Source organism: Nocardioides hwasunensis (genome assembly GCF_014779665.1).
Lineage (GTDB): Bacteria > Actinomycetota > Actinomycetes > Propionibacteriales > Nocardioidaceae > Nocardioides > Nocardioides hwasunensis.
Genome location: NZ_JACXYY010000007.1, coordinates 112,756 through 135,028, shown reverse-complemented (window position 1 = coordinate 135,028; position 22,273 = coordinate 112,756). Strand labels below are relative to the sequence as shown.

The window sequence follows — 22,273 nt, the reverse complement described above, 5'->3', positions numbered from 1 at the left end:
TCACAGACACAGGAGGACACGCATGCCATTCGGTCGCAAGAAGTCCCTCGCGGACCGGGCCCACGACTACGTCGACCAGATCTCCGACCAGTTCTCCGAGAACGTGCTCCCCCAGCTCGAGCACGCCTGGGAGCAGGCCGTCGACAAGGCCGGCCCCGCGATCTCCGACGCGCGCGACAAGGCCCAGCCCCTGCTCGAGGACGCCCGTTCGCGGGCCGCCGAGGCGGCGTCGGCCGGTGCCGCTGCCGCTGCGGAGAAGACGGCGGAGGCCCGGGAGAAGGCCGCCCCGCTGCTGGCCGAGGCCCGCGCGAACGCCGCCGACAAGGCGTCCGTCGCCGCGTCGCTCGCCGCCGAGCGTGCGGCCGAGGGTCGCGACCTGGCCACGGCCAAGGTCAACGAGCTGCGCGGCATCGAGCCCGAGCCCCGGGGGAGCAAGCTCAAGAAGCTGCTGCTGATCGGTGGCCTGCTCGCCATCGGCGGCGTGATCTTCAGCAAGCTCAAGGCCAAGCAGGACGACAAGGCCAACTGGCAGTCGACCTACGTCCCGCCGGCCGCGCCCGCGCCGAAGCCCCCGGCTCCCGCCGCGGCGCCGACGGCCGCCGACTCCGAGGTCACCGCCGACGACGTGGTGACCGTCGACCCGCCGGCGACCGACGACATCGGTGGCGGCGCACCGGGCGAGGCCATCAGCGACTCGGTGGAGGAGGCCCACGAGACCACCACCCCCGACGACCCGGCCGACGTCATCGACATCGACGACGTGCCGAAGAAGAACTAGCTCGTATCCGCATCATCGCTTCGGGCGGTGAGTGAGGCAGGTTCTGGCACTCCAGAACATGTCTCACTCACCGCCCGTCTGCATGTCCGGAAGGCGTCGGTGCGTGAGGCAGGTTCCTGGGCGCGAAAACATGTCTCACTCACCGCTCGGGAAGCCGCACGCCGCAGGGGCAGCGGTCAGCGCAGCTCGGGGTGCTCGGCGCGTACGCGCTTGGTCGCGCGGTGCTCGGCCCAGAAGGACAGGATCGGGACGGTGCCGCAGACCAGGGTCACCAGGGTGAAGGGCAGGTCCCACCGGGCCCGGCGCGAGAGCAGGAACGCGCTGAACAGGAAGATCATGTAGAGCCAGCCGTGGGCGACACCGAGGTAGGTGGTGATCAGCTCGCCGAGGTGGTGGGCGTCGGAGCCGGTCGACACCCACGTCGGGGTGCTGTCGAAGATGCCCCACATCGGGGAGCCGTCGAAGTTGGCCAGCGGGACGCCGACCAGGCAGAGCACCACGAGCAGGACGCCGACGATGGTGGCCATCACCCGGTAGGCGGTGAGGTTGCGGGACACGGCGCTCAACCTATCCGGGGGGAGGTGACACGCGGTCGGGCGCTGCCTCGGAGGAGGCCGCAGGTGTGACGCCGGCCTCGAGCGGCGCGATCTCGGGCTGGGTGGCGTCGCGGCGCCAGCGCCACCAGATGAACGCCGCGAAGGCGCCGAAGATCCACCACTCGACCGCGTAGAGCAGGTTGCGGATGCCGGTGAACCGGCTCGGGTCCGGCAGCGCGGCGAGCTCGGCCGGCCGGAGGCCGGCGCCCGGCTCCTGGCTGACGACGTAGGCGGAGTAGAGGTCGACGTCCACGCGCTGCATGGCGTCGGAGACCCGGATCTCGGGGAACACGTCATCGAGCGGATCGTCGTTGACGAGCATGCTGCCCTCGGGCGGCTGCAACCACCCGGTGACGTCGGCCTCCCCGCTCGCCTCGAGGAGGGCCGGGTCGGGCTGGGGCGCCCAGCCACGCACGACGAGGACCGCCGCGTCGTCGATCTGCAGCGGGTTCACCGCCCAGTAGCCCGAGGTGCCGTCGAGGTCGCGGTCCGCGGCCCAGAAGCCGCCGGCGAGCCAGTCGCCGGAGACCTCCACGGGCCGGCCCAGATCGGCCGCGGGGAAGGGGTCGTCGTTGCCCATCAGGCTCGTCATCGCCACCGGCGCCACCCCGGTGAGGTCGCGGGCCTCGGCGTCGCGGTGGGCCTGCCACGCGTCGTACTGCCACTTGCCGAGCATCCCGGCGATGCCGACCAGCACCAGCGCGAGGACCACGGCGCCGAGGTCGGTCAGCAGGCCGGGTCGGCGGGGGGCACTCACCCCTCGATTGTCCCAGCCACCCGGTGAGGCTCCCGCGCGGGTGGCGGGGGCGCAGCGGGTCAGCGCGCGAGCTCGTCGCGGCGCCGGGTGAGGTACGCCGCCTCGGCGCTGTTGCCGGCCAGCCCGATCGCCCGGTCGTACGCCGCCCGCGCGTCGGCGCTCCGCCCGAGCCGCCGCAGCAGGTCGGCCCGGGTGGCGTGGAAGGCGTGGTAGTCGCCCAGCGGGCCGGCCAGGGCCTCGACCTGGGCGAGCGCGACGTGCGGTCCGTCGAGCTCGGCGACCGCGATCGCGCGGTTGAGCGTGACCACCGGGTTGCGGTCGAGCCCGACGAGCTGGTCGTAGAGCGCGACGACCTGCGACCAGTCGGTGTCGCGGGCCTCGGCGGCGTCGGTGTGCACGGCGTTGATCGCGGCGAGCACCTGGTAGCGACCGGGCGCCTCACCGGAGGCCAGCCGCTCGCGGACCAGTGCGTGTCCCTCCGCGACGAGCGTCCGGTCCCAGGCGCCGCGGTCCTGCTGGTCCAGGGTGACCAGCTCGCCCGCCCCGGAGACGCGGGCGCCACGGCGGGCCTCGGTCAGCAGCATGAGGGCGAGCAGGCCGGCCACCTCGCCGTCGTCGGGCATCAGCTCGCGGACCAGCCGGGTCAGCCGGATCGCCTCGGCGGTGAGGTCGGCGCGCACCGGGTCGGCGACGGCGCTGCTGGCGAGGTAGCCCTCGTTGAAGACGAGGTAGAGGACGGTGAGGACGCCGTCCACCCGGGACGGCAGGTCGTCGGCCGCGGGCACCCGCCACGGGATGCGCGCCGCCTTGACCTTGGCCTTCGCGCGGGTGATGCGCTGGGCCATCGTCGTCTCCTGCACCAGGAACGCGCGCGCGATCTCGGCGACCGTCAGGCCACCGACCAGGCGCAGCGTGAGCGCGACCCGGGCCTCCATCGCCAGGGCCGGGTGGGCGCACGTGAAGACCAGCCGGAGCCGGTCGTCGTCGACGGCCCCGGTGGGCTCCGGGGGCCCGGAGAGCTGGTCGGTGAGCATGTGGGCCTGCTTCTGCTTGTCGTCGCGCTTGCCCTCGCGACGGAGCCGGTCGAGCGCCTTGTTGCCGGCCGTGGTGGTCAGCCAGGCGCCGGGGTTGGGGGGCACGCCGTCGACGCGCCACCGCTGGACGGCGACCGCGAACGCCTCCGCTGCCGCGTCCTCGGCGACGTCGAGGTCACCGACGCGGCGGGTGATGGTGGCCACCACCCGTGACCACTCCTCGCGGTGGACACGGGCGATGACGTCGTCGAGACGCGGGTCGGTCACGCTCAGGCCACGCCGTCGAAGGGGCGGACCTCGATCTTGCGCTGGCACGCGTGCGACGCGTCGGCGGGGTCGGTCAGGCCGCCGGCGAAGACCCACCGCCCCTCGGCCTTCATCCGGTCGTTGAACGCCTCGACGGCGCCGGGCTCGCTGTCGTCGACGGTCAGGTCGGTGTCGCCGACGACGGTGAGGAGGTAGTGCATGTCAGCTCCTGTGCTCGTGGCCGCCCCGGTCGGGCCGCCCCCACCCTGTCCACGAACGCGCTGGGTCCGATACGACACCACCCGACGGGGGATCTCCAGCCTCTCCTCAGGCGGAGGCGAGGGCGAGCTTGACCGCGAAGCCCAGGAACACCGCGCCGACGGCGGAGGTCGCACCGGCCGAGAGCCGCTTGCGGCGCCGGAAGGCCGCGGCAAGCCGGGTGCCGGCGAAGATCAGCATGCTGAGGTACGCCGCGCTCGCGAGGGTCGCGAGGGTGCCGAGCGCCAGGAACGAGATCGCCGGGTGCGCGTAGGCCGGGTCGACGAACTGCACGAAGAAGGCGACGAAGAAGAGGATCGCCTTGGGGTTGAGCAGGCTGATCACCAGCGCCCGGCGGTAGGGACGCTCGCCCTTCTCCTGCGGCTCGACACCGGCCTCGGCGGTGGCGTCGGCGAGCTGCTCGGCCATGCTCAGGCGCGAGCGCCACATGGCCCACGCGGCACGGAGCATCCCGATCGCGAGCCACAGCAGGTAGGACGCGCCGACCCACTTCACCACTCCGAACGCCGTCGGGTTGGCCTGCAGCAGGGAGGCCACGCCGGCGGCCGACAGGATCATCAGGACGGCGTCGCCCGTCCACACGCCCGCTGCGGCGCCGTACCCGGTGCGCACCCCCCGCCGCGCGGCGACGGAGAGGACGTAGAGCGAGTTCGGGCCGGGCAGCAGGATGATCAGGATGAGGCCGACGAGGTAGGTCGGAAGGTCGGTGATGCCCAGCATGGGATCAGTGTGGGACCGCGGCGCCCGGCGCGCCCATCATTTCCGAGGGATGGGCGCCGGGTCGCGCGACGTCGTACGTCACCGCGCTCCGGTGGCGCTCCGCCCGGCCGTGCTGCGACCGGCCGCGAGGGCCAGCACGAGCGCGACCAGCACCCCGATCACCGGCGGGATGAAGAAGCCGGTCTCGTTGGCCAGCCAGGCGAGGGCACTGGCGAAGGCGTAGACGCCGAGGTTGACCCAGTGGAAGGGCGCGAGCTGCTGACCCTCGGGCATCCCCGCGCGCCAGCGCGCCAGGAAGTCGCCGATGATGACACCGCCGAGCGGCGGGACGAAGACACCGAGCAGGACCAGGTAGTCGACGAGGTGGTTCTGCACGCCCACGAGCGCCAGGACGGTGCCGATGACCGACCCACCGATGACGAAGGGCAGCTTGGACGGCTTCTCGAACAGCTCCGCGCCGGCCACCCCGAAGGCGTACGCGGTGTCGGCGTTGGACTTCCACAGGTTGCCGAAGAGGAGGAACAGGCCCCAGCCCACCAGGCCGAGGTTGTAGAGGACGAGCACGAAGTCGCCCTCCCCGAACGTCATCGCCCCGGTGGCGCCGAAGAAGATCATCAGGCCGTTGCCGATGAGGAAGCCGATCGCGCACGCGGCGACCGCCTGGCGGCCGGTGCGGGCGAAGCGGGTCCAGTTCGGTGCCTGAGTGCCGGCGGAGACGAAGGTGCCGACGACGGTCGTGATCGCCACCGACCAGGTCAGCGTCGTGCTCGGCGCGACGTCGGCGAGTCCCGACCAGCCGCCGACCTCGTCCAGGGAGCGCACGAGCACCCAGAACGCGAGGATCAGGATCAGCGGGGTGGAGATCGCCGAGACCCAGAACATGCCGCGGTAGCCGTAGCAGGCGGTGAGGCACATGAGGACGCTGGCGAGGACCATCACCGTCGCCCGGGCGGGGTAGGACTCCCACTCGAGCGCCTGCGCGGTGAGGTCGCCGATCGTGCCGATGACGACGCCGTACCACCCGATCTGGGTGCCGCCCAGCAGGATCGAGGCGAGCTTGGCGCCGCGCTGGCCCAGCACGTAGCGCGACATGACGACGGTCGTGAGGCCGGTGCGGGCGCCGATCCAGCCCAGCGCGGCGACGTACACGCCCAGGACCAGGGAGCCCAGCAGGATCACCTGGAGCAGCTCCGACAGCGTGAAGGCCGCGCCGAGCTGCGCGCCCGCGAGCATGGTCGGGGTGAAGACGGTGAAGCCCAGCAGCACGACGGCCAGCGAGAGGAAGGACTTGCGCGCGTGCAGCGGGACGGGCGTGACCGGGTAGTCCGGGTCGACGACCTCGGCCCCGGTGGTGACGGAGTCGACGGGGATGCTCATGCCTCCTCCCCGATGTCCTCGGCCCACAGCTCCGGCTTCTCGGCGATCATCGTGTCCATCAGCGCCTTGCAGGCCGGGTCGTCGGCGACCACGACCTCGACGCCGCGCGAGGCCAGGAAGGACTCCGACGCCTCGAAGGTGCGGTTCTCCCCGACCACGATGCGGGGGATGTCGTAGAGGACCGACGTGCCCGCGCACATGAAGCAGGGCGACAGGGTCGTGTAGAGGGTGCTGGCGCGGTAGACCTTCGCGGTGAGGCGACCGGCGTTCTCGATGCAGTCGGTCTCCCCGTGCCGGATCGCCGATCCCATCTGGACGCGGCGGTTGCGGCCCACGGCGAGGACCTCGCCCTGGTGCACCAGTGCGGCCCCGATGGGGACGCCGCCCTCGTCCCACCCGATGCGGGCCTGCTCGATCGCCAGGTCCAGGAACCTCCGGTCGTCCGCGTCGAACATGCGCTGCCCTCTCGTCGTGGTGTCCCGCGACTCGGGGGCCGGGGCGTGTGGTGACCCAGACGACCAGACCGCACGTGAGACTGACAACAGACAAGGTGTCCGGCGACGCCGGCAGATGTCCTGTCGTATCGTCCGGTCAGGAGGTGTCCCCGTGCTCGTGCCGCTGTCCGAGGTGCTCGACCTGCCGTCGTTCCGTGCGGCCGGCGCGCGGGTGCTCACCGGCGACCCGGAGGCCGTGCTGGTCCGGTGGGTGCACTCCTCGGAGGTCTTCGAGATGGGCAGCCTGCTGGCCGGCGGCGAGGTGCTCCTGACGACCGGTCTCGGCCTGCACGGGCGCACCGCGGACAACCTCGGGGCGTACGTCGAGCAGCTGGCAGACGCCGGGCTCGCCGCGCTCGCACTCGAGCTCGGGCGCACCTTCTTCGAGGTCCCGGAGCCGATGCTGGACGCCGCCCGACGCCGGGGACTGACCGTGCTGGGCCTGACGCAGGTGGTGCCGTTCGAGCGGATGGTGGAGGACTTCCACGAGCTCGTCGTACGCCGCCGCGCCCACGTCGACGGGGGCATCGCCTGGAGCGACCTGGCGCAGGTCGTCATCGACGGCCGCGGTCTGCGGGCCCTGCTCGACGAGGTCTCGCGGGCGGCCGGCTGCGAGGTCGAGCTGCGCGACCGCGCCGACCAGCTCGTCGAGCGCAGTGGGATCGCCTCGGTCCGCGAGGAGGCCGGGGTCGTCGAGCCGGTGCGTGGCGCCAGCGGGGAGATGGGTCGCCTGCACCTGCTCGGTGCCGTGACGCGCCAGCGCAAACGTCTCGCGGGTCAGGCCGCGGTGGCGATCGCTCTCGAGCTGAGCCGCGCGGGGTCGCTGGGGCAGCGTCCGAGTCCGGGCCAGTCGCTCGTGTCGGACCTCTGCGCCGCAGCGTCGATGCCCGGGGGCGAGGTGGTGCGGCGACTGACCGACCTGGGCTGGCCGGCCACCGACGAGCGCGGGTGGCAGCCGCTGGCCATCGGCGTCGAGCCGGGCACCGCGCTGACGGACGTCGTGCCCGCGGTCGAGCACGCGCTGCGCCCCGGCTCCGGTCCGGTGCTGGCCGGCGTCGCCGGGAGCCGGGTGGTGGCCGTCGTGCGCGGGTGGCCCGGACCGACCCAGGCGCGGGCCGGCCTGGCCGCCGCACAGGCGGGTCTCACCCGCCAGCTCGCGGTGGTGTCGGGGCGATCGGAGGCTGCGGCGCTCCCGGCGCTGGTGGTCGCCGGCCCGCCCGTGGGCGACCCCGCCGAGCTCGGTCGCTGCCTCGGCACCGCGCGCGAGCTGCTCGAGCTGGCCCGACGCACCGGTCGTCGCGACGGCGTGCTGCTCGCGCGCGACCTGGCCGCGCCGCACCTGCTCGCCACGACCGGTCCCGCCGCCTGGGCCGACCTGGCCGCGGAGCAGGTCGGCGCCCTCGTGGACCACGATCGCCTGCACCGCACCGAGCTCCTGCGCACCCTCGACGCCTACCTGGCCCACGGCGCGTCCAAGGCGGCGGCCGCCTCGGTCCTCGGGATCCGACGCCAGTCGCTCTACGACCGGCTCGCCCGCATCGAGCGCCTGCTCGGCGTGGAGCTCGACGACCGCGACCACCTGCTCGGACTCCAGCTGGGCATCCTGGCCTGGCGGCTGCGCACCGGGATCGACCCGGGCGTCGGGTTCGGCGGCTGAGCGGCGGCGATCTCGATGGTGGAGCCTAGGGGACTCGAACCCCTAACCCCCTGCTTGCAAAGCAGGTGCGCTACCAATTGCGCCAAGGCCCCGTGAGGGAGAGCGTCAGGCCCGCTCGACGGAGTCGGTGGCCTCGGCCCAGAGAGCCTGCTCGTGCTTGCCCTCGTCCATCTTCCGCTTCGCGAAGACCGCGGCGCCGGCGGCCAGGGCGACCAGCAGGAGCTTCTTCATGAGCTCTCCTCGGGAGAAGAAGGGGATGGAGTGGGCCTAACAGGACTTGAACCTGTGACCTCTTCCTTATCAGGGAAGCGCTCTAACCGTCTGAGCTATAGGCCCGCACTCGCCGCATCAGCAGCGACGCCGCAGATTACCTGACCGTGGTCAGGCGGTGCCAATCGAGGGTGGGTTTCGAGGCTCGCTGCGCTCGCACCTCAACCAGCGATCAGATCTGCGTCACTTCTCGTCCTCGGCAAGGGTGACCTCGATGCCACCCAGGAGGGCGGCCGCGAGGTTGTAGAGGAACGCCGTCAGGGTGGCCAGCGCGGTCAGCAGGATCACGTCGGCGACCGAGACGAGGAGGGTGAAGCCGAGCACCCGCGACATCCCCACGTAGTTGGTGATGTCGAAGGTCGAGTTGCCGCTGTCACCCTCGACGATGCTCGCGACGGCGGAGTTGATCGAGTCCCACACGCCGGCCGCGCCGAGCACCGACCACACCATGAAGATGGCGACGAAGGTGACCACGCCGAAGGCGACGGAGAGCAGGAACGACGTCTTCATCACCGACCACGGGTCGACGCGGGTCAGGCGCAGACGCGCCCGTCGCGGCTGGCGACCGGGCACCCGGCGCGTACGGCTGCCCTTCTGGCCCGGGCCGGGCGCCGCGTTGGCGCGGTGCTCGTCAGCGGCGTTGGACAGCGTGCTCTGGAGTCGCTCGCTCAGGGACTTGCGAGCAGGCTCGTCCCCTGACGTACGACGGGGAGTCGCGGTGCGTTCCGACATGGATCACTCACTCCTCGGTGGTCTCGTCGGTGTCTTCGTCGGGGGTCTGTCCGGCGGCCTCGGAGGCCTCCTGACCCTCGATTGTTGCACCGTCGGCCACAACCGGCGATTCGCCAGCGGGCGCATCACCCTCGACCGGTGCCTCGTCCTCGGTCGCCTCCTCGACGACCTTGGCCTCGACGGAGCGGGCCACGACGGCCACGGTGTCGCCCTTCTTCGGCGTCACGAACTTCACGCCCATGGTCGATCGACCGGTGGGACGGAAGTTCTCGTCGATGGGGCTGCGCACGACCTGTCCGCTGCTCGTGATGGAGAGGACCTCGTCCTCCTCCTCCACGATGAACGCGCCGACCAGGCCGCCGCGGTCCTCGTTGGCCAGCGACATCGCCTTGATGCCGATGCCGCCGCGGGACTGGAGGCGGTAGTCGGTGATGCGGCTGCGCTTGGCGAAGCCGCCGTCGGTGATCGTGAAGACGTACTGCTCCTTGACCTCGTCGGACTCGGCGGCGTCGCCGGCGACGGCCTCCTCGGCCGCGACCTGGGCCGCGCGGATGACCGACATCGAGAGCAGCGAGTCGCCGTCGCGGAACTTCATCCCGCGCACGCCGCCGGTGGCCCGACCCATCGGACGGAGCTGCTCGTCGTCGGCCTTGAACCGGATCGACTGGCCCTTGCGGGAGACCAGCAGGATGTCGTCGTCGCCGTTGACGAGCTCGGCACCGATGAGCTCGTCGTCGTCCTCGCGGAAGTTGATCGCGATGACGCCGGCCTGGCGCGGGCTGTTGTAGTCGCCGAGCTTGGTCTTCTTCACCAGGCCGGTGCGGGTGGCGAGCACCAGGTAGGGGGCCTGGTCGTAGTCGCGGATCGCCAGCACCTGGGCGATGTCCTCGTCGGGCTGGAAGCTCAGCAGGCCGGCGACGTGGCCGCCCTTCGCGTCGCGCGCCGCCTCGGGCAGGTTGTAGGCCTTGGTCCGGTAGACCCGGCCGGCGGTGGTGAAGAACAGCAGCCAGTGGTGGTTGGTGGTCGAGATGAAGTGCTGCACCACGTCGTCGCCGCGCAGCGTCGCGCCACGCACGCCCTTGCCGCCGCGCTTCTGGAGGCGGTACTGGTCGGCGCGGGTGCGCTTGGCGTAGCCGCCGCGGGTGATCGACACGACGAGGTCCTCGTCGGGGATCAGGTCCTCCATCGACAGGTCGCCGTCGGCCGCGATGATCTGCGTACGCCGCTCGTTGCCGTACTTGTCGACGATCTCGGTGAGCTCGTCGGAGACGATCTGCCGCTGGCGGGCCTCGTTGGCCAGGATGTCCTCGAGGTCGGCGATCACGCGCTCGAGCTCGGCGAGGCGGTCCATGATCTTCTGGCGCTCGAGGGCCGCCAGGCGGCGCAGCTGCATCTCGAGGATGGCGTTGGCCTGGATCTCGTCGATCTCGAGCAGGTCGATCAGGCCCTGGCGGGCCTCCTCGACGTCGGGGCTGCGCCGGATGAGGGCGATGACCTCGTCGAGCGCGTCGAGCGCCTTGGCCAGCCCGCGGTAGACGTGGGCCTGGCGCTCGGCCTCGGCGAGGCGGAAGCGCGTGCGCCGCTGGATGACCTCGATCTGGTGGGTGACCCAGTTGGAGATGAACTGGTCGATCGGCAGCGTGCGCGGCACCCCGTCGACCAGGGCCAGCATGTTGGCCGAGAAGTTCGACTGCAGCTCGGTGTGCTTGAACAGGTTGTTGAGCACCACGCGGGCCACGGCGTCGCGCTTGAGGATGATCACGAGGCGCTGACCGGTGCGCGAGCTGGTGTCGTCGCGGACGTCGGAGATGCCCTGGATCCGGCCGGAGTCGGCCAGCTCGGCGATCTTCAGCGCGAGGTTGTCGGGGTTGACCATGTAGGGGAGCTCGCTGATGACGAGCATGACGCGGCCCTTGGCGTCCTCGTCGATCTCGACCACGGCCCGCTGGGTGATCGAGCCGCGGCCGGTGCGGTAGGCCTGCTCGATGCCCTGGCGGCCCACGATGAGCGCGCCGTTGGGGAAGTCGGGGCCCTTGATGCGCTCGACGAGGGCGTCCTGCAGCGCCTCCTTGGTCGCGTCGGGGTGCTCGAGCGCCCACTTCGCGCCGTCGGCGACCTCGATGAGGTTGTGCGGCGGGATGCTGGTCGCCATGCCGACCGCGATGCCGGCCGAGCCGTTGACCAGGAGGTTGGGGAAGCGCGAGGGCAGGATGGTCGGCTCCTGCGAGCGACCGTCGTAGTTGGGCTGGAAGTCGACGGTGTCCTCGTCGATGTCGCGGACCATCTCCATGGCCAGCGGCGCCATCCGGCACTCGGTGTATCGCATGGCGGCCGCGGAGTCGTTGCCCGGCGAGCCGAAGTTGCCCTGGCCGTTGATCAGCGGGTAGCGCAGCACCCACGGCTGCGCGAGGCGGACCATGGTGTCGTAGATCGCCGAGTCGCCGTGGGGGTGGTACTGACCCATCACGTCGCCCACGACGCGCGAGCACTTGGAGAAGCCGCGATCGGGGCGGTAGCCGCCGTCGTACATCGCGTAGAGGATGCGGCGGTGCACCGGCTTGAGCCCGTCGCGTACGTCGGGCAGCGCGCGCCCGACGATGACGGTCATCGCGTAGTCGATGTAGGACTGCTGCATCAGCGTCTGCAGCTCGATCGGCTGGATGCGGTCGTCGCCGAAGCCGTGGCCGTCGCCGCCGCCGGCGGTGTCCGTGGGGATCTCAGTCATCTGGTGTTCTCTCCTGCGTTCTATCGATGTCTAGGTCTGGTCGTAGATACGGCTAGCGACCTAGATATCGAGGAAGCGGACGTCCTTGGCGTTGCGCTGGATGAAGGAGCGGCGCTGCTCGACGTCCTCGCCCATCAGGATCGAGAAGATCTCGTCGGCCTGGGCGGCGTCGTCGAGCGTGACCTGCTTCATCAGGCGCGCGTCGGGGTCCATGGTGGTCTCCCACAGCTCGTCGGCGTTCATCTCGCCGAGACCCTTGTAGCGCTGGACCGGGTTCTCCTTCGGGAGCTTGCGGCCCTGCGCGAGGCCGTCGCGCATGAGGGCGTCGCGCTCGGCGTCGGAGTAGACGAACTCGTGCTCGGCCGGCTTGTTCCAGCGCAGGCGGTAGAGCGGGGGCTGCGCCATGTAGACGTAGCCGTGCTCGATCAGCGGCTTCATGAAGCGGAACAGCAGCGTCAGCAGCAGCGTGTTGATGTGGTGGCCGTCGACGTCGGCGTCGGCCATCATCACGACCTTGTGGTAGCGCAGCTTCTCGAGGCTGAACTCCTCGTGGATGCCGGTGCCGAGGGCGGAGATGATCGCCTGCACCTCGGTGTTGGCGAGCACCTTGTCGATGCGGGCCTTCTCGACGTTGAGGATCTTGCCGCGGATCGGGAGGATCGCCTGGATGCGGGGGTCACGGCCCTGCCGCGCGGAACCGCCCGCCGAGTCGCCCTCGACGATGAAGACCTCGCACTCGGCGGGGTTGGTCGACTGGCAGTCGCTGAGCTTGCCGGGGAGGCCGCCGCCGCCGAGCAGGCCCTTGCGGCCGCGGGCCAGCTCACGGGCCTTGCGGGCCGCGATGCGGGCGTTGGCCGCGGCCTGCGACTTGCGGACGATCTCCTTGCCCTCGGCCGGGTTCTGCTCGAGCCAGGCACCGAGCTGGTCGTTCATGATCCGCTGGGTGAAGCCCTTGGCCTCGGTGTTGCCGAGCTTGGTCTTGGTCTGGCCCTCGAACTGCGGCTCGCCCAGCTTGATCGAGATGATCGCGGTCAGGCCCTCGCGGATGTCGTCGCCGGAGACCCGGTCCTCCTTCTTCTTGATCAATCCCCACTCCTCGCCCCAGCTGTTGACCAGGGAGGTCAGCGACGCACGGAAGCCCTCCTCGTGCGTGCCGCCCTCGTGGGTGTTGATGTTGTTGGCGAAGGTGTGGACCGACTCTGTGTAGGAGGTGTTCCACTGCATCGCGACCTCGAGGCTCATGTGCTGGCCCGAGGCGCCCTCGGCCGTCTCGGCCTCGAAGGAGATGACGCTGATGTTGGCGGGGGTCTTGCGGCGGTTGAGGTGCTCGACGTAGTCGACGAGGCCGCGGTCGTACTTGAAGACCTGCTCGAGGCCACCGGTCTCGGCGCGCTTGATCGCGTCGTGACCGGCGTTGTCGACCGTGTTGTCGATGGTGTCGTCCTCGACGGCGTCGACTCGCGAGGAGGCCTCGGCACGCTCGTCGCGGATGACGAACTCGACGCCCTTGTTGAGGAAGGCCATCTCGCGCAGCCGCGAGGTGATCGTCTCGAGGTTGTAGTCGGTGTGCTCGAAGATGTCGGAGGAGGCGTACCAGGTCACCGTCGTGCCGGTGCCCTCGTCGTCGGTCATCGCCCGGACCTGCTCGAGGTCGGCGTCGGGGACGCCGAGCTGGAAGGACTGGCGCCACAGGTGGCCGCGGTTGCGCACCTCGGCGACCAGGCGCGTCGAGAGCGCGTTGACGACCGAGACGCCGACGCCGTGCAGGCCACCGGAGACCTTGTAGCCGCCGCCGCCGAACTTGCCGCCGGCGTGGAGCATGGTCAGCGCCATCGTGAGCGCCGGCATCTCCTGCCCGGGGGCGGTGTCCGTCGGGATGCCGCGACCGTTGTCCTCGACCCGGACGCCGCCGTCCTCCTGGAGCGTCAGCACGATCTTCGTCGCGTAGCCGGCGAGCGCCTCGTCGACGCCGTTGTCGACGATCTCCCAGATCAGGTGGTGCAGGCCGCGCTCGCCCGTGGAGCCGATGTACATGCCGGGGCGCTTGCGCACCGCCTCGAGGCCCTCGAGGACCGTGATCGCCGAGGCGTCGTACTCGGTGCCCTCGTCCACCGCGGTGTTCGACCGCTTGGCGACCGCCTCGACGACCGCTTCGTCGACGGAGTCCGCGAGCGCCTCGGCACGCTCCGCCTCTGAGGGGCCATCGGTGGGAGGAGCGGAATCGGGGGTCGAAGCTGCAGTGGACTCGGGATTCTCTTCGCTCAAGGCACGGCCTTCTTCTCGTCAACCCGGTCGACTCGCCGGGGCACTCGACATGAGTCAAGCCGCTGCGGTTGCGGTGGCAACACGACGTGCGACTCGTAGGGCCCATACTAGCCGTCAGGGACCCTGGACCGAAGGACCGACCCGGCCGCGGGGGTCCGTTCTGTGGAAAAGAGGGCCTCAGGGGCTGCAGGAGCCCGGTTCACAGGGCCGAACAGGGGGTCCGATGGGGCCCCGTACGTCCGCGACGCTGCCAGATCGGCAGATCGCGCCTCTGGCGACGACGATGTCCGGCGCTCAGCCGTAGGTGTCGCGCGGCCCGCGACCGTCACGACTCGACAGCTTGCCCTTGGTCCAGCTCGGCAGGTGGGGCCCGAGCACCTCGATCACGGTCACCGTCCCGTGCCCGAGCTCCTCGTTGAGGCGGCGTACGACCGACGGCGCGAGCAGCTTGAGCTGGGTGGCCCAGGCCGTCGAGTCGGTGCGCACCACCAGCCGTCCGTCGGCGAAGGACTCGGGGGTGCAGTGGTCGGCCACCTCCGCGCCGACCAGCTCGGCCCACCGACCGAACACGCCCTGCACCTTGAGGTCGAGCTCCCATCCGTGGCTGGCCACGAGGCGGCCCATGGCCTGGTCGAGCAGCTGCGGGTCGCGGTCGTCGGGGCGCGCGCCGGACGACTTCGTGACCGTCCGTCGCCGGAAGGGCGCGGCCTTCCGGCGCGCGGGCGGCGTGCCGGCGCTCGCCGCGGCGGCACGGGCTGCCGACCGGGCGAGGTCGAGGCCGTCGGGCTGGTGCTCGGGCTCGACCGGGTCCGGTGTCTCGTCGTCGGCGCCCGTGGCGGGCTCGTCGCCCTCACCCGTCACGGGTCACCCGACCGTCCGCGACCTGGTAGCGCACGCCCTGGAGCGAGGCCGGCACGTCGGCCGCGACCGCCGCGGTGACCAGCACCTGCTCGGCGCCGGCCACCAGCTCGGCGAGCTGGGCCCGTCGTTCGGTGTCGAGCTCGGCGAAGACGTCGTCGAGGACCAGGATCGGGTCGTCGCCGTCGGCGCGCAGCAGGTCGTACGACGCCAGCCGCAGCGCGAGCGCGAACGACCACGACTCCCCGTGGGAGGCGTAGCCCTTGACCGGGAGCCGGAGGTCGGGGCTGCCGAGGGTCAGGAGCAGCTCGTCGCGGTGCGGGCCGACGAGCGAGATCCCTCGGTCGAGCTCGTCCTTGCGCCTCGCGGCGATCGCGTCGAGCAAGGCTCTCTCCAGCTCGTCGGTCGAGGCGACCTCGATGCTCGCCTTGTAGTCCAGGTCGGCGTCGTCCCGGGTCGCACCGCGGGCGACGGCCTCGTAGGCCTTGCCGAGATAGGGCCGGAGGTCGTCGACGAGCCGCAGGCGCGCGCCGAGCAGCTCCGCGCCGACCCGCGCCAGGTTGTCGTCCCAGATCTCGAGGGTCGCCATCGCCGCGTCGCGCGAGGAGCCGCGCGCGACCCCGGCTGTCTTGAGCAGGCTGTTGCGCTGCTTGAGGATCCGGTCGTAGTCGGACCGGACGCCGGCGAACCGCGGTGCTCGCAGCATCAGCAGGTCGTCGAGGAGCTTGCGCCGGTCCGACGGGTCGCCCTTCACGAGCGTGAGGTCGTCGGGGGCGAAGACCACCGTGCGCACCAGGCCGATGATCTCCCGCGGGCGCGGGACCGGAGACCGGTTGATCCGCGCGCGGTTGGCGCGACCCGGGTTGAGCTCGACCTCGATGAGCGCCGAGCGTCCCTCCTTGACCACCGACGCGCGCACGATCGCCTGGTCGGCCCCGGCACGCACGAGCGGGGCGTCGGAGGCGACCCGGTGGGACGAGAGTCGCGACAGGTAGTCGATGGCCTCGACCAGGTTGGTCTTGCCCTGCCCGTTGCGGCCGATGAACGCTGTGGCCCCCGGCTCCAGGGCGACGTCGATGTCGGTGTAGGAGCGGAAGTCGTGGAGGGTCAGGTGCGCGACGTGCAACTAGCTCTCGCCATGCTCCTGGGCGCTGCCGGCGCCGGCCTTCCTGGCGGCCTCGGACTGCTCGGCGCCGGAGGTGCCCTCGGCGTCGCCGCCCTTGGGCGCTGCCGAGCGGACCGCGTGGCCACCGAACTGGTTGCGCATCGCGGCGATCGCCTTCATGGTCGGCGAGTCGTCCTGCCGCGAGACGAAGCGGGCGTAGAGGGCGGCCGTGATCGCCGGTGTCGCGACGGCGTTGTCGATGCCGGCCTCGACCGTCCACCGGCCCTCGCCGGAGTCCTCGGCGTAGCCCGCGATCTTGTCCAGGCCGGGGTCGTCGTCGAGGGCGTCGACCATCAGGTCGAGCAGCCACGACCGGATGACGGTGCCCTCGCGCCACGAGCGGAAGACCTCGGTCACGTTGTCGGTGAGGTCGACCTTCTCGAGCAGCTCCCAGCCCTCGGCGTAGGCCTGCATCATGGCGTACTCGATGCCGTTGTGGACCATCTTGGAGAAGTGCCCGGCCCCCACCTTGCCCGCGTGGACGGAGCCGAAGTCGCCCTCGGGCTTGAGGGCGTCGAAGGCGGGCTGGACCTTGGCGATGTCGTCGGGGTCGCCGCCGTACATCAGGGCGTAGCCGTTCTCCAGGCCCCACACCCCGCCGGAGACGCCGCAGTCGACGTAGCCGATCTTCTTCGGCGCCAGCATCTCGGCGTTGGCGAGGTCGTCGGTCCAGCGCGAGTTGCCGCCGTCGACGATCACGTCGCCCTCACCGAGCAGGTCGGAGAGCTCCGCGACCGTCGCCTTGGTCGGCTCCCCGGCGGGGACCATCACCCAGACCACCTTGGGGCTGGGCAGCGCCTCGACGAGTGCCGCGAGCGAGTCGACGTCGCTCACCTCGGGATTGCGGTCGAAGCCGACCACCGTGTGTCCGGCACGACGCATGCGCTCGCGCATGTTGCCGCCCATCTTGCCCAGGCCGATGAGTCCGATGTCCATGTCGTGAGCCTAGCCGTGCACGACGCAGGAGCACACGGCGCAGCGCAGGAGGTTGAGCGCGCGTCAGGCGTGTCGGGACCCGTTGGTCCGTGGTCTCGAGGCTCGCTTCGCTCGCACCTCAACCACCGGGGGCGGCTCGTGGTCAGGAGAGCAGGCGGCGCGGCATCAGCAGGTAGCGGAAGGAGCCGGTGTCGTCCGCGTCGGTCCCGGAGATCACGACCGGCTTGGTCGCCTGGGTGAAGGCGAGGTCGACGAACTCCCCGTCGATGGCGGTGAGACCGTCGAGCAGGAACTGCGGGTTGAAGCCGGTGGTGAGGTCGTCGCCGTTGATGTCGGCGTCGACCGCCTCGGTCGCCATCGCCTCGTCGCCGGAACCGGCGTCGAGCACGATCTGGTCCTCGCCGAACTTCATCTGCACCGCGGTGTTGCGCTCGGCGACGAGGGCGACGCGCTTGACGGTCTCGATGAGCTCGGCCTTGTTGACCTTGGCGACGGTGAGGTGCTCGGCCGGGAAGAGCGAGCGGACCTTGGGGAACTCGCCGTCGAGCAGCCGGGTCGTGGTGCGACGTACGCCGCCGAGGCCGGTGCCCTCGAAGCCGATCAGGCCCTCGCCGGCGCCGCTCGCGGCGAGCGCGATCGTGACCTCGGCGCCGGAGGTCAGGGACTTGGCGGTGTCGCCGAGCACCTTGGCGGGGACCAGCGCGGCGACGGACTCGTCGGGCGACTGCGGGTTCCAGGTCAGCTCGCGGTGCGAGAGACGGAAGCGGTCGGTGGCGAGCAGCGCCATCGTGGAGCCGTCGATCTCGATGCGGACACCGGTGAGGACGGGAAGCATGTCGTCGCGTCCGGCGGCCGTGACGGCCTGCGCCACTGCGTGGGCGAAGTCGGCGCTGGAGACGGTGCCGGTGGCCGAGGGCATCTCGGGGAGCGTGGGGTAGTCGGCGACCGGCATCGTCTGCAGGCTGAAGCGGGCCGAACCGCAGGTCAGCGAGACACGAGGACCCTCGAGGGTGAGCTCGACCGGCTTGGCCGGGAGGCTCCGGCAGATGTCGGAGAGCAGGCGACCGCTGACGAGTGCCTTGCCCTCGTCGTTGACCTCGGCGGTGAGGGTCGCGCGGGCGGACGTCTCGTAGTCGAAGGTCGAGAGCATGAGGCCGGCGTCGCTCGCCTCGATGAGCAACCCGGCCAGGACGGGGGAGCTCGGGCGGACCGGGAGGCTGCGGGCAGCCCAGGCAACGGCATCGGCGAAGACGTCGCGTTCGACGCGGAACTTCACAAGGGTCTCCTCGACGAGGGGCGGGGCGAGCGACGAGCGGGCAGGCGTGAGCCGCACGCACGCGCGTGGGAAGTGCATCCTGCCACGGGCACGGGAGCGTCCGGCAGGGTTGTCCCCAGACAGGGCTCGGTTCGATGTTGGTGGGTGAGGGGACCAGTCTTGAGGTTCATAGTCGTCGTAGGGTCGGTGGAAACTGTGGACGACCGGTGTTTGCGCAGGTCAGAGGGATGAAGCCCTGTGCATGACATGTGGGGAGCGAACGAGGTCAACTGGGCGCGTGATGTGGAGGGCGCGAGCGTCCGTGTGGTTCGTCCCGAGGTGTCCACAGGGGCTGGGGATGAACTCCGGGACCGAATCACATGTTGTCCACACGTCCGCGTTGCTCGCCGATTCCGGGTCAGGACTGGCGGGCCTGCATCTTCACGCGGTTGGTGAGCTCGCTGACCTGGTTGAAGACGGCGCGACGCTCGGCGAGCAGCTGGCGGATCTTGCGGTCGGCGTACATCACCGTGGTGTGGTCGCGCCCGCCGAACTCGCGGCCGATCTGGGGCAGCGACATGCTGGTCAGCTCGCGGCAGAGGTACATGCCGATCTGGCGCGCCATGACCAGGTGTCGACCACGCGAGGGGCCGGTGAGGTCCTCGAGCGAGACCCCGAAGTAGGCGGCGGTCTGGGCGATGATCAGCGCGTGGGTGATCTCCGGCTCGCCACCCTCGGGGATCAGGTCCTTCAAGACGATCTCGGCCAGGGTCATGTCGACCTCCTGGCGGTTGAGGTTCGCGAAGGCCGTGACCCGGATGAGGGCGCCCTCGAGCTCGCGGATGTTGGTCTGGATCTTGGAGGCGATGAACTCCAGGACGTCCGGCGGCGCGGTGAGGCGGTCCATCGCCGCCTTCTTGCGCAGGATCGCGATGCGGGTCTCGAGGTCGGGCGGCTGCACGTCGGTGATGAGGCCCCACTCGAACCGGTTGCGCAGCCGATCCTCGAGCGCCTCGAGGCGCTTGGGCGCGCGGTCGGAGGTCAGCACGATCTGCTTGTTGGCGTTGTGGAGGGTGTTGAACGTGTGGAAGAACTCCTCCTGCGTCTGGGTCTTGCCCTCCAGGAACTGGATGTCGTCGATCAGCAGCACGTCGACGTCGCGGTAGCGCCGCTTGAACCGGTCCTGCCGGTCGTCGCGGATCGCGTTGATGAACTCGTTGGTGAACTCCTCCGAGGAGACGTAGCGCACCTTGGCGTTGCTGTAGAGGCTGCGGACGTAGTGGCCGATCGCGTGCAGCAGGTGGGTCTTGCCCAGTCCGGACTCGCCGTAGACGAGGAGGGGGTTGTACGCCTTGCCGGGAGCCTCGGCGACGGCGACGGCGGCCGCGTGGGGGAAGCGGTTGGACGAGCCGATGACGAACGTCTCGAAGGTGTACTTGGGGTTGAGGCGGGTCTCGAGGGCCGAGGGGCGTCGCTCGCTCGAGGTGGCCATCGGCTCGTGTGGCTCGGCTGCGTCCGCCGGCGCAGCGTCGTAGGACCGATCAATTGTCGACAAAGCGTCAGATCGATCTGTCGACTCATCGACCGGGGCGGCGTCGCTGTCGTCGAGGGCGGGGTTCACGGTGACGAGCATCCGGATCTCGCGCCCGAAGGACTCGCTGAGCGCGTCCTCGATGTGGTTGCGCAGCCGGCCCTCGAGCTGGTTGCGGGTGAAGTCGTTGGGGACCGCGATGATCGCGGTGTTCTCGTGGACCGTCATCGGGACGCTGGGTCGCAACCAGGCCCGCTGGTTGGGCTGGAGGTCCTCGACGATCTGCTGCCACGCCGTCCCGAGATCTACCTGCTGGTCGTCCACGCGGACCGCCTTCGTCGTTCACCTTGATGTGGGAGTTCCCGAGCAGGTGCCCGAACCCCGTCCACAGAGTTGTCCACAAGCTGTGAGTTGCCCGGCCCGATCATCTGGAACGGGCACTCCGCGTCGCCGTCGACCTGTGATCCGTTCGATGTCTGCGCAGGTCAGAGCAATGATCGTGCCCTCTGCGAGATGTTCCACCCACCCGGGTGGCCTCGAGCCGAACCGTGTTCTCGACGGACCGTGGAGGGGTGGAACGTAACAACCACGGGAGGCGTCCGGCAAGCCGTCATCCACAGGGAGGCGGGTAGGGTGTGGTCGTGGGTTTGACCCCCACTTTCTCCTCCACGTACCGTTGGCCGGTCACTCCGTGTCGACGGGTGCCGCATGTCCACGATTCGCCACCGGCGGCCTCGTGGGTGGGCGGTGCCGGCCGAAGTTGCCTGAACCTGAGGCGTGCACTGTCCGCGCGTGGAGTGGACATCCCTCGAGACCTTCGGAGAAATACCCGTGAGCAAGCGCACCTTCCAGCCGAACAACCGTCGCCGTCACAAGGTGCACGGCTTCCGTCTGCGCATGCGGACCCGTGCCGGTCGCTCGATCCTGTCGAGCCGTCGACGCAAGGGCCGCAAGAGCCTGGCCGTCTGAGGCCAGGGCTCACGGCGTCCGCCGTGCTCTCCGCTGCCCACCGCCTGACCGACAGCGACGGTTTCCGTCGCACTGTTCGCAGCGGGCGACGTGCCGGCTCCTCGACGATGGTCGTCCACCTCTGGGTGGACGCCGAGGTGCCGTCCGGCCCCGCGAGGGTGGGGTTCACGGTGAGCAAGGCGGTGGGCGACGCCGCGACGCGCAACCGCGTCAAGCGGCGACTGCGACACCTGACCCGGGAACACCTCCTGACACTGGAGGCGCTCCCGGGTCGTGCTGCACTCGTGGTCCGCGCCCTCCCGCCGGCGGCCGAGGCGTCGTACGCCGACCTCGGCTCCGACCTGGCACGTAGCCTGTCGAAGGTGATCCCGGCATGAAGCACCTCCTCATCGGCTTCATCCGGGCATGGCGGTTCGCGATCAGCCCGCTCTACGGCCAGGTGTGCCGCTACTACCCGAGCTGCTCGGCGTACGCGCTCGAGGCCGTCACCGAGCACGGTGCGGTGCGAGGCACCTGGCTTTCCGTACGCCGTATCTCCCGGTGCCATCCGTGGGCCGCCGGCGGGTACGACCCCGTTCCCTCCCGCGCCACGCCGGCTGCGGAGTCACCTGCAACTCGAGGAGCATGAGTGCTCGACTTCTTCGGAACCATCGGTGGGGCGATCATGACGCCGCTCTACTACGCGGTGTCGTTCGTCCTGGTGGGCTTCCACAGGGCGCTGTCCACCTTCATGGACCCCGCTGGTGGCCTCACCTGGGTGCTCTCGATCGTCGGACTGACGCTGGTCATCCGCACGGCGCTCATCCCGCTGTTCGTGAAGCAGATCAAGTCGAGCCGCAACATGCAGCTGATCCAGCCCAAGGTGCGCGAGCTGCAGAAGAAGTACGGGCATGATCGGGAGAAGCTCGCCCAGGAGACGATGAAGCTCTACAAGGACTCGGGTACCAACCCGTTCGCCTCGTGCCTGCCGATCCTGCTGCAGATGCCGATCTTCCTGGCGCTCTTCCGCATGCTCGACCAGGCGGCACGGAAGGAGAAGGCGCACGGCTTCCTCGACGAGGGTCTGGCCAAGCAGTTCGGGCAGGCCAGCCTGTTCGACCGCATCCCGGTCTCGGGCACGTTCCTCAACGCCGATGGTCAGGTCGGCATCATGGTCGTGGCCGCGATCCTCGTGCTGGGTATGACGGCCACGACGTTCCTCACGCAGCGACAGCTGATGAGCAAGAACATGCCGGCTGACGCGCTGTCCGGCCCCTATGCGCAGCAGCAGAAGATGCTGCTCTACGTGCTTCCCGTGGTCTTCGCCGTGGGTGGTGTCGCCTTCCCGATCGGCGTGCTCGTCTACTGGACGGTCTCCAACCTCTGGACCATGTGCCAGCAGTTCTACGTGATCCGCAACAACCCTGCTCCCGGCACGCCGGCCGCGGAGGCCAAGGAGCAGCGGGACCGTGCGAAGGCGGAGAAGAAGGGCCTGAAGACGCCGGCCCAGCTCGAGGAGGAGCGCATCGCAGCCGAGGCAGAGGCGAAGCGCGCCGAGCAGTCGCAGACGCGTGTGCAGCCGCAGCGTCAGACCAAGGCCCAGCGCACCAAGAGCAAGAAGAAGCGCTGACCCCATGATTCTCTGCGCGC

22 protein-coding genes and 2 tRNA genes are annotated in these 22,273 nt (G+C 70.4%); 6 read left to right on the top strand and 18 right to left on the bottom strand.

Features of this window, described 5'->3' with window-relative positions:
- Window positions 1-22: 22 nt before the first annotated feature.
- Complete coding sequence (locus IEZ25_RS17020) at window positions 23-778, top strand: hypothetical protein (protein ID WP_191200645.1); 756 nt, start codon at window positions 23-25, stop codon at window positions 776-778.
- Window positions 779-954: 176 nt separating this feature from the next.
- On the opposite strand, the gene IEZ25_RS17015 is transcribed toward IEZ25_RS17020, so the two are convergent.
- From IEZ25_RS17015 to IEZ25_RS16985, 7 genes are all read right to left on the bottom strand, one after another.
- The gene (locus IEZ25_RS17015) at window positions 955-1,335 is read right to left on the bottom strand and encodes a DUF3817 domain-containing protein (RefSeq protein ID WP_191200644.1); all 381 of its coding nucleotides are present in this window, start codon (window positions 1,333-1,335) and stop codon (window positions 955-957) included.
- 10 nt (window positions 1,336-1,345) lie between these two features.
- On the bottom strand, window positions 1,346-2,131 hold the full coding sequence (locus IEZ25_RS17010) for an SURF1 family protein (RefSeq protein ID WP_191200643.1): 786 nt from the start codon (window positions 2,129-2,131) through the stop codon (window positions 1,346-1,348).
- A gap of 59 nt (window positions 2,132-2,190) precedes the next feature.
- Window positions 2,191-3,432, bottom strand: a complete 1,242-nt coding sequence (locus IEZ25_RS17005; RefSeq protein ID WP_191200642.1) for an RNA polymerase sigma factor — start codon at window positions 3,430-3,432, stop codon at window positions 2,191-2,193.
- A 2-nt stretch (window positions 3,433-3,434) separates the two neighbouring features.
- Window positions 3,435-3,632 (bottom strand): YciI family protein, encoded by a 198-nt coding sequence (locus tag IEZ25_RS17000; RefSeq protein WP_191200641.1) that lies wholly within the window; start codon window positions 3,630-3,632, stop codon window positions 3,435-3,437.
- 106 nt (window positions 3,633-3,738) lie between these two features.
- The gene (gene leuE / locus IEZ25_RS16995) at window positions 3,739-4,410 is read right to left on the bottom strand and encodes a leucine efflux protein LeuE (RefSeq protein WP_191200640.1); all 672 of its coding nucleotides are present in this window, start codon (window positions 4,408-4,410) and stop codon (window positions 3,739-3,741) included.
- Window positions 4,411-4,488: 78 nt separating this feature from the next.
- Window positions 4,489-5,787: a cytosine permease gene (codB, locus tag IEZ25_RS16990; protein ID WP_191200639.1), complete on the bottom strand. Its 1,299-nt coding sequence runs from the start codon at window positions 5,785-5,787 to the stop codon at window positions 4,489-4,491.
- Window positions 5,784-6,242 (bottom strand): nucleoside deaminase, encoded by a 459-nt coding sequence (locus IEZ25_RS16985; protein ID WP_191200638.1) that lies wholly within the window; start codon window positions 6,240-6,242, stop codon window positions 5,784-5,786. The genes codB and IEZ25_RS16985 overlap by 4 nt, the downstream gene beginning before the upstream one ends.
- A 151-nt stretch (window positions 6,243-6,393) precedes the next feature.
- Between IEZ25_RS16985 and IEZ25_RS16980 the strand changes: the two genes are divergently transcribed.
- On the top strand, window positions 6,394-7,938 hold the full coding sequence (locus tag IEZ25_RS16980) for a PucR family transcriptional regulator (RefSeq protein ID WP_191200637.1): 1,545 nt from the start codon (window positions 6,394-6,396) through the stop codon (window positions 7,936-7,938).
- 16 nt (window positions 7,939-7,954) lie between these two features.
- Here the strand turns inward: IEZ25_RS16980 and IEZ25_RS16975 are convergent.
- From IEZ25_RS16975 to dnaA, 11 genes are all read right to left on the bottom strand, one after another.
- Window positions 7,955-8,030: transfer RNA gene (locus tag IEZ25_RS16975), tRNA-Ala, on the bottom strand.
- 13 nt (window positions 8,031-8,043) lie between these two features.
- On the bottom strand, window positions 8,044-8,169 hold the full coding sequence (locus IEZ25_RS21595; RefSeq protein WP_224749180.1) for a DLW-39 family protein: 126 nt from the start codon (window positions 8,167-8,169) through the stop codon (window positions 8,044-8,046).
- A 31-nt stretch (window positions 8,170-8,200) separates the two neighbouring features.
- Window positions 8,201-8,274: transfer RNA gene (locus IEZ25_RS16970), tRNA-Ile, on the bottom strand.
- A gap of 117 nt (window positions 8,275-8,391) precedes the next feature.
- Window positions 8,392-8,940 (bottom strand): DUF3566 domain-containing protein, encoded by a 549-nt coding sequence (locus tag IEZ25_RS16965; protein WP_191200636.1) that lies wholly within the window; start codon window positions 8,938-8,940, stop codon window positions 8,392-8,394.
- A gap of 7 nt (window positions 8,941-8,947) precedes the next feature.
- Window positions 8,948-11,665 carry a DNA gyrase subunit A gene (gene gyrA / locus IEZ25_RS16960; protein WP_191200635.1) on the bottom strand — a complete coding sequence of 906 codons (2,718 nt, stop codon included), beginning with the start codon at window positions 11,663-11,665 and terminating at the stop codon, window positions 8,948-8,950.
- A 60-nt stretch (window positions 11,666-11,725) separates the two neighbouring features.
- Window positions 11,726-13,930: a DNA topoisomerase (ATP-hydrolyzing) subunit B gene (gene gyrB, locus IEZ25_RS16955; RefSeq protein ID WP_224749179.1), complete on the bottom strand. Its 2,205-nt coding sequence runs from the start codon at window positions 13,928-13,930 to the stop codon at window positions 11,726-11,728.
- A gap of 294 nt (window positions 13,931-14,224) precedes the next feature.
- Complete coding sequence (locus IEZ25_RS16950; RefSeq protein WP_191200634.1) at window positions 14,225-14,791, bottom strand: DUF721 domain-containing protein; 567 nt, start codon at window positions 14,789-14,791, stop codon at window positions 14,225-14,227.
- Window positions 14,781-15,914 (bottom strand): DNA replication/repair protein RecF, encoded by a 1,134-nt coding sequence (recF, locus tag IEZ25_RS16945; protein ID WP_191200633.1) that lies wholly within the window; start codon window positions 15,912-15,914, stop codon window positions 14,781-14,783. The genes IEZ25_RS16950 and recF overlap by 11 nt, the downstream gene beginning before the upstream one ends.
- Window positions 15,915-16,889, bottom strand: coding sequence for a phosphogluconate dehydrogenase (NAD(+)-dependent, decarboxylating) (gnd, locus tag IEZ25_RS16940; protein WP_191200632.1), 975 nt, complete (start codon window positions 16,887-16,889; stop codon window positions 15,915-15,917).
- Window positions 16,890-17,031: 142 nt separating this feature from the next.
- Window positions 17,032-18,165 carry a DNA polymerase III subunit beta gene (gene dnaN, locus IEZ25_RS16935; RefSeq protein ID WP_191200816.1) on the bottom strand — a complete coding sequence of 378 codons (1,134 nt, stop codon included), beginning with the start codon at window positions 18,163-18,165 and terminating at the stop codon, window positions 17,032-17,034.
- Window positions 18,166-18,562: 397 nt separating this feature from the next.
- On the bottom strand, window positions 18,563-19,999 hold the full coding sequence (dnaA, locus tag IEZ25_RS16930) for a chromosomal replication initiator protein DnaA (RefSeq protein WP_191200631.1): 1,437 nt from the start codon (window positions 19,997-19,999) through the stop codon (window positions 18,563-18,565).
- Between the two features lie 507 nt (window positions 20,000-20,506).
- On the opposite strand from dnaA, the gene rpmH reads away from it, so the two are divergent.
- The 4 genes from rpmH to yidC are packed head-to-tail and all read left to right on the top strand — an operon-like array spanning window position 20,507 to window position 22,253.
- Entirely contained in the window at window positions 20,507-20,644 is a 138-nt protein-coding gene (gene rpmH / locus IEZ25_RS16925; protein ID WP_318152290.1) for a 50S ribosomal protein L34, read from the top strand.
- A 23-nt stretch (window positions 20,645-20,667) separates the two neighbouring features.
- Window positions 20,668-21,021, top strand: coding sequence for a ribonuclease P protein component (rnpA, locus tag IEZ25_RS16920; protein WP_191200630.1), 354 nt, complete (start codon window positions 20,668-20,670; stop codon window positions 21,019-21,021).
- Entirely contained in the window at window positions 21,018-21,272 is a 255-nt protein-coding gene (gene yidD / locus IEZ25_RS16915; protein WP_191200629.1) for a membrane protein insertion efficiency factor YidD, read from the top strand. Before rnpA ends, yidD begins: the two co-directional genes overlap by 4 nt.
- Window positions 21,273-21,308: 36 nt before the next feature.
- On the top strand, window positions 21,309-22,253 hold the full coding sequence (yidC, locus tag IEZ25_RS16910) for a membrane protein insertase YidC (protein ID WP_224749221.1): 945 nt from the start codon (window positions 21,309-21,311) through the stop codon (window positions 22,251-22,253).
- Window positions 22,254-22,273: the final 20 nt, after the last annotated feature.

Excerpts from the sequence above, each read along its gene's own strand:
- IEZ25_RS17020 (WP_191200645.1), top strand. The coding sequence starts at position 23 with ATGCCATTCGGTCGCAAGAAGTCCCTCGCGGACCGGGCCCACGACTAC.
- IEZ25_RS17000 (WP_191200641.1), bottom strand. The coding sequence starts at position 3,632 with ATGCACTACCTCCTCACCGTCGTCGGCGACACCGACCTGACCGTCGAC.
- leuE (WP_191200640.1), bottom strand. The coding sequence starts at position 4,410 with ATGCTGGGCATCACCGACCTTCCGACCTACCTCGTCGGCCTCATCCTG.
- codB (WP_191200639.1), bottom strand. The coding sequence starts at position 5,787 with ATGAGCATCCCCGTCGACTCCGTCACCACCGGGGCCGAGGTCGTCGAC.
- IEZ25_RS16985 (WP_191200638.1), bottom strand. The coding sequence starts at position 6,242 with ATGTTCGACGCGGACGACCGGAGGTTCCTGGACCTGGCGATCGAGCAG.
- IEZ25_RS21595 (WP_224749180.1), bottom strand. The coding sequence starts at position 8,169 with ATGAAGAAGCTCCTGCTGGTCGCCCTGGCCGCCGGCGCCGCGGTCTTC.
- IEZ25_RS16965 (WP_191200636.1), bottom strand. The coding sequence starts at position 8,940 with ATGTCGGAACGCACCGCGACTCCCCGTCGTACGTCAGGGGACGAGCCT.
- gyrA (WP_191200635.1), bottom strand. The coding sequence starts at position 11,665 with ATGACTGAGATCCCCACGGACACCGCCGGCGGCGGCGACGGCCACGGC.
- gnd (WP_191200632.1), bottom strand. The coding sequence starts at position 16,889 with ATGGACATCGGACTCATCGGCCTGGGCAAGATGGGCGGCAACATGCGC.
- yidD (WP_191200629.1), top strand. The coding sequence starts at position 21,018 with ATGAAGCACCTCCTCATCGGCTTCATCCGGGCATGGCGGTTCGCGATC.
- yidC (WP_224749221.1), top strand. The coding sequence starts at position 21,309 with ATGACGCCGCTCTACTACGCGGTGTCGTTCGTCCTGGTGGGCTTCCAC.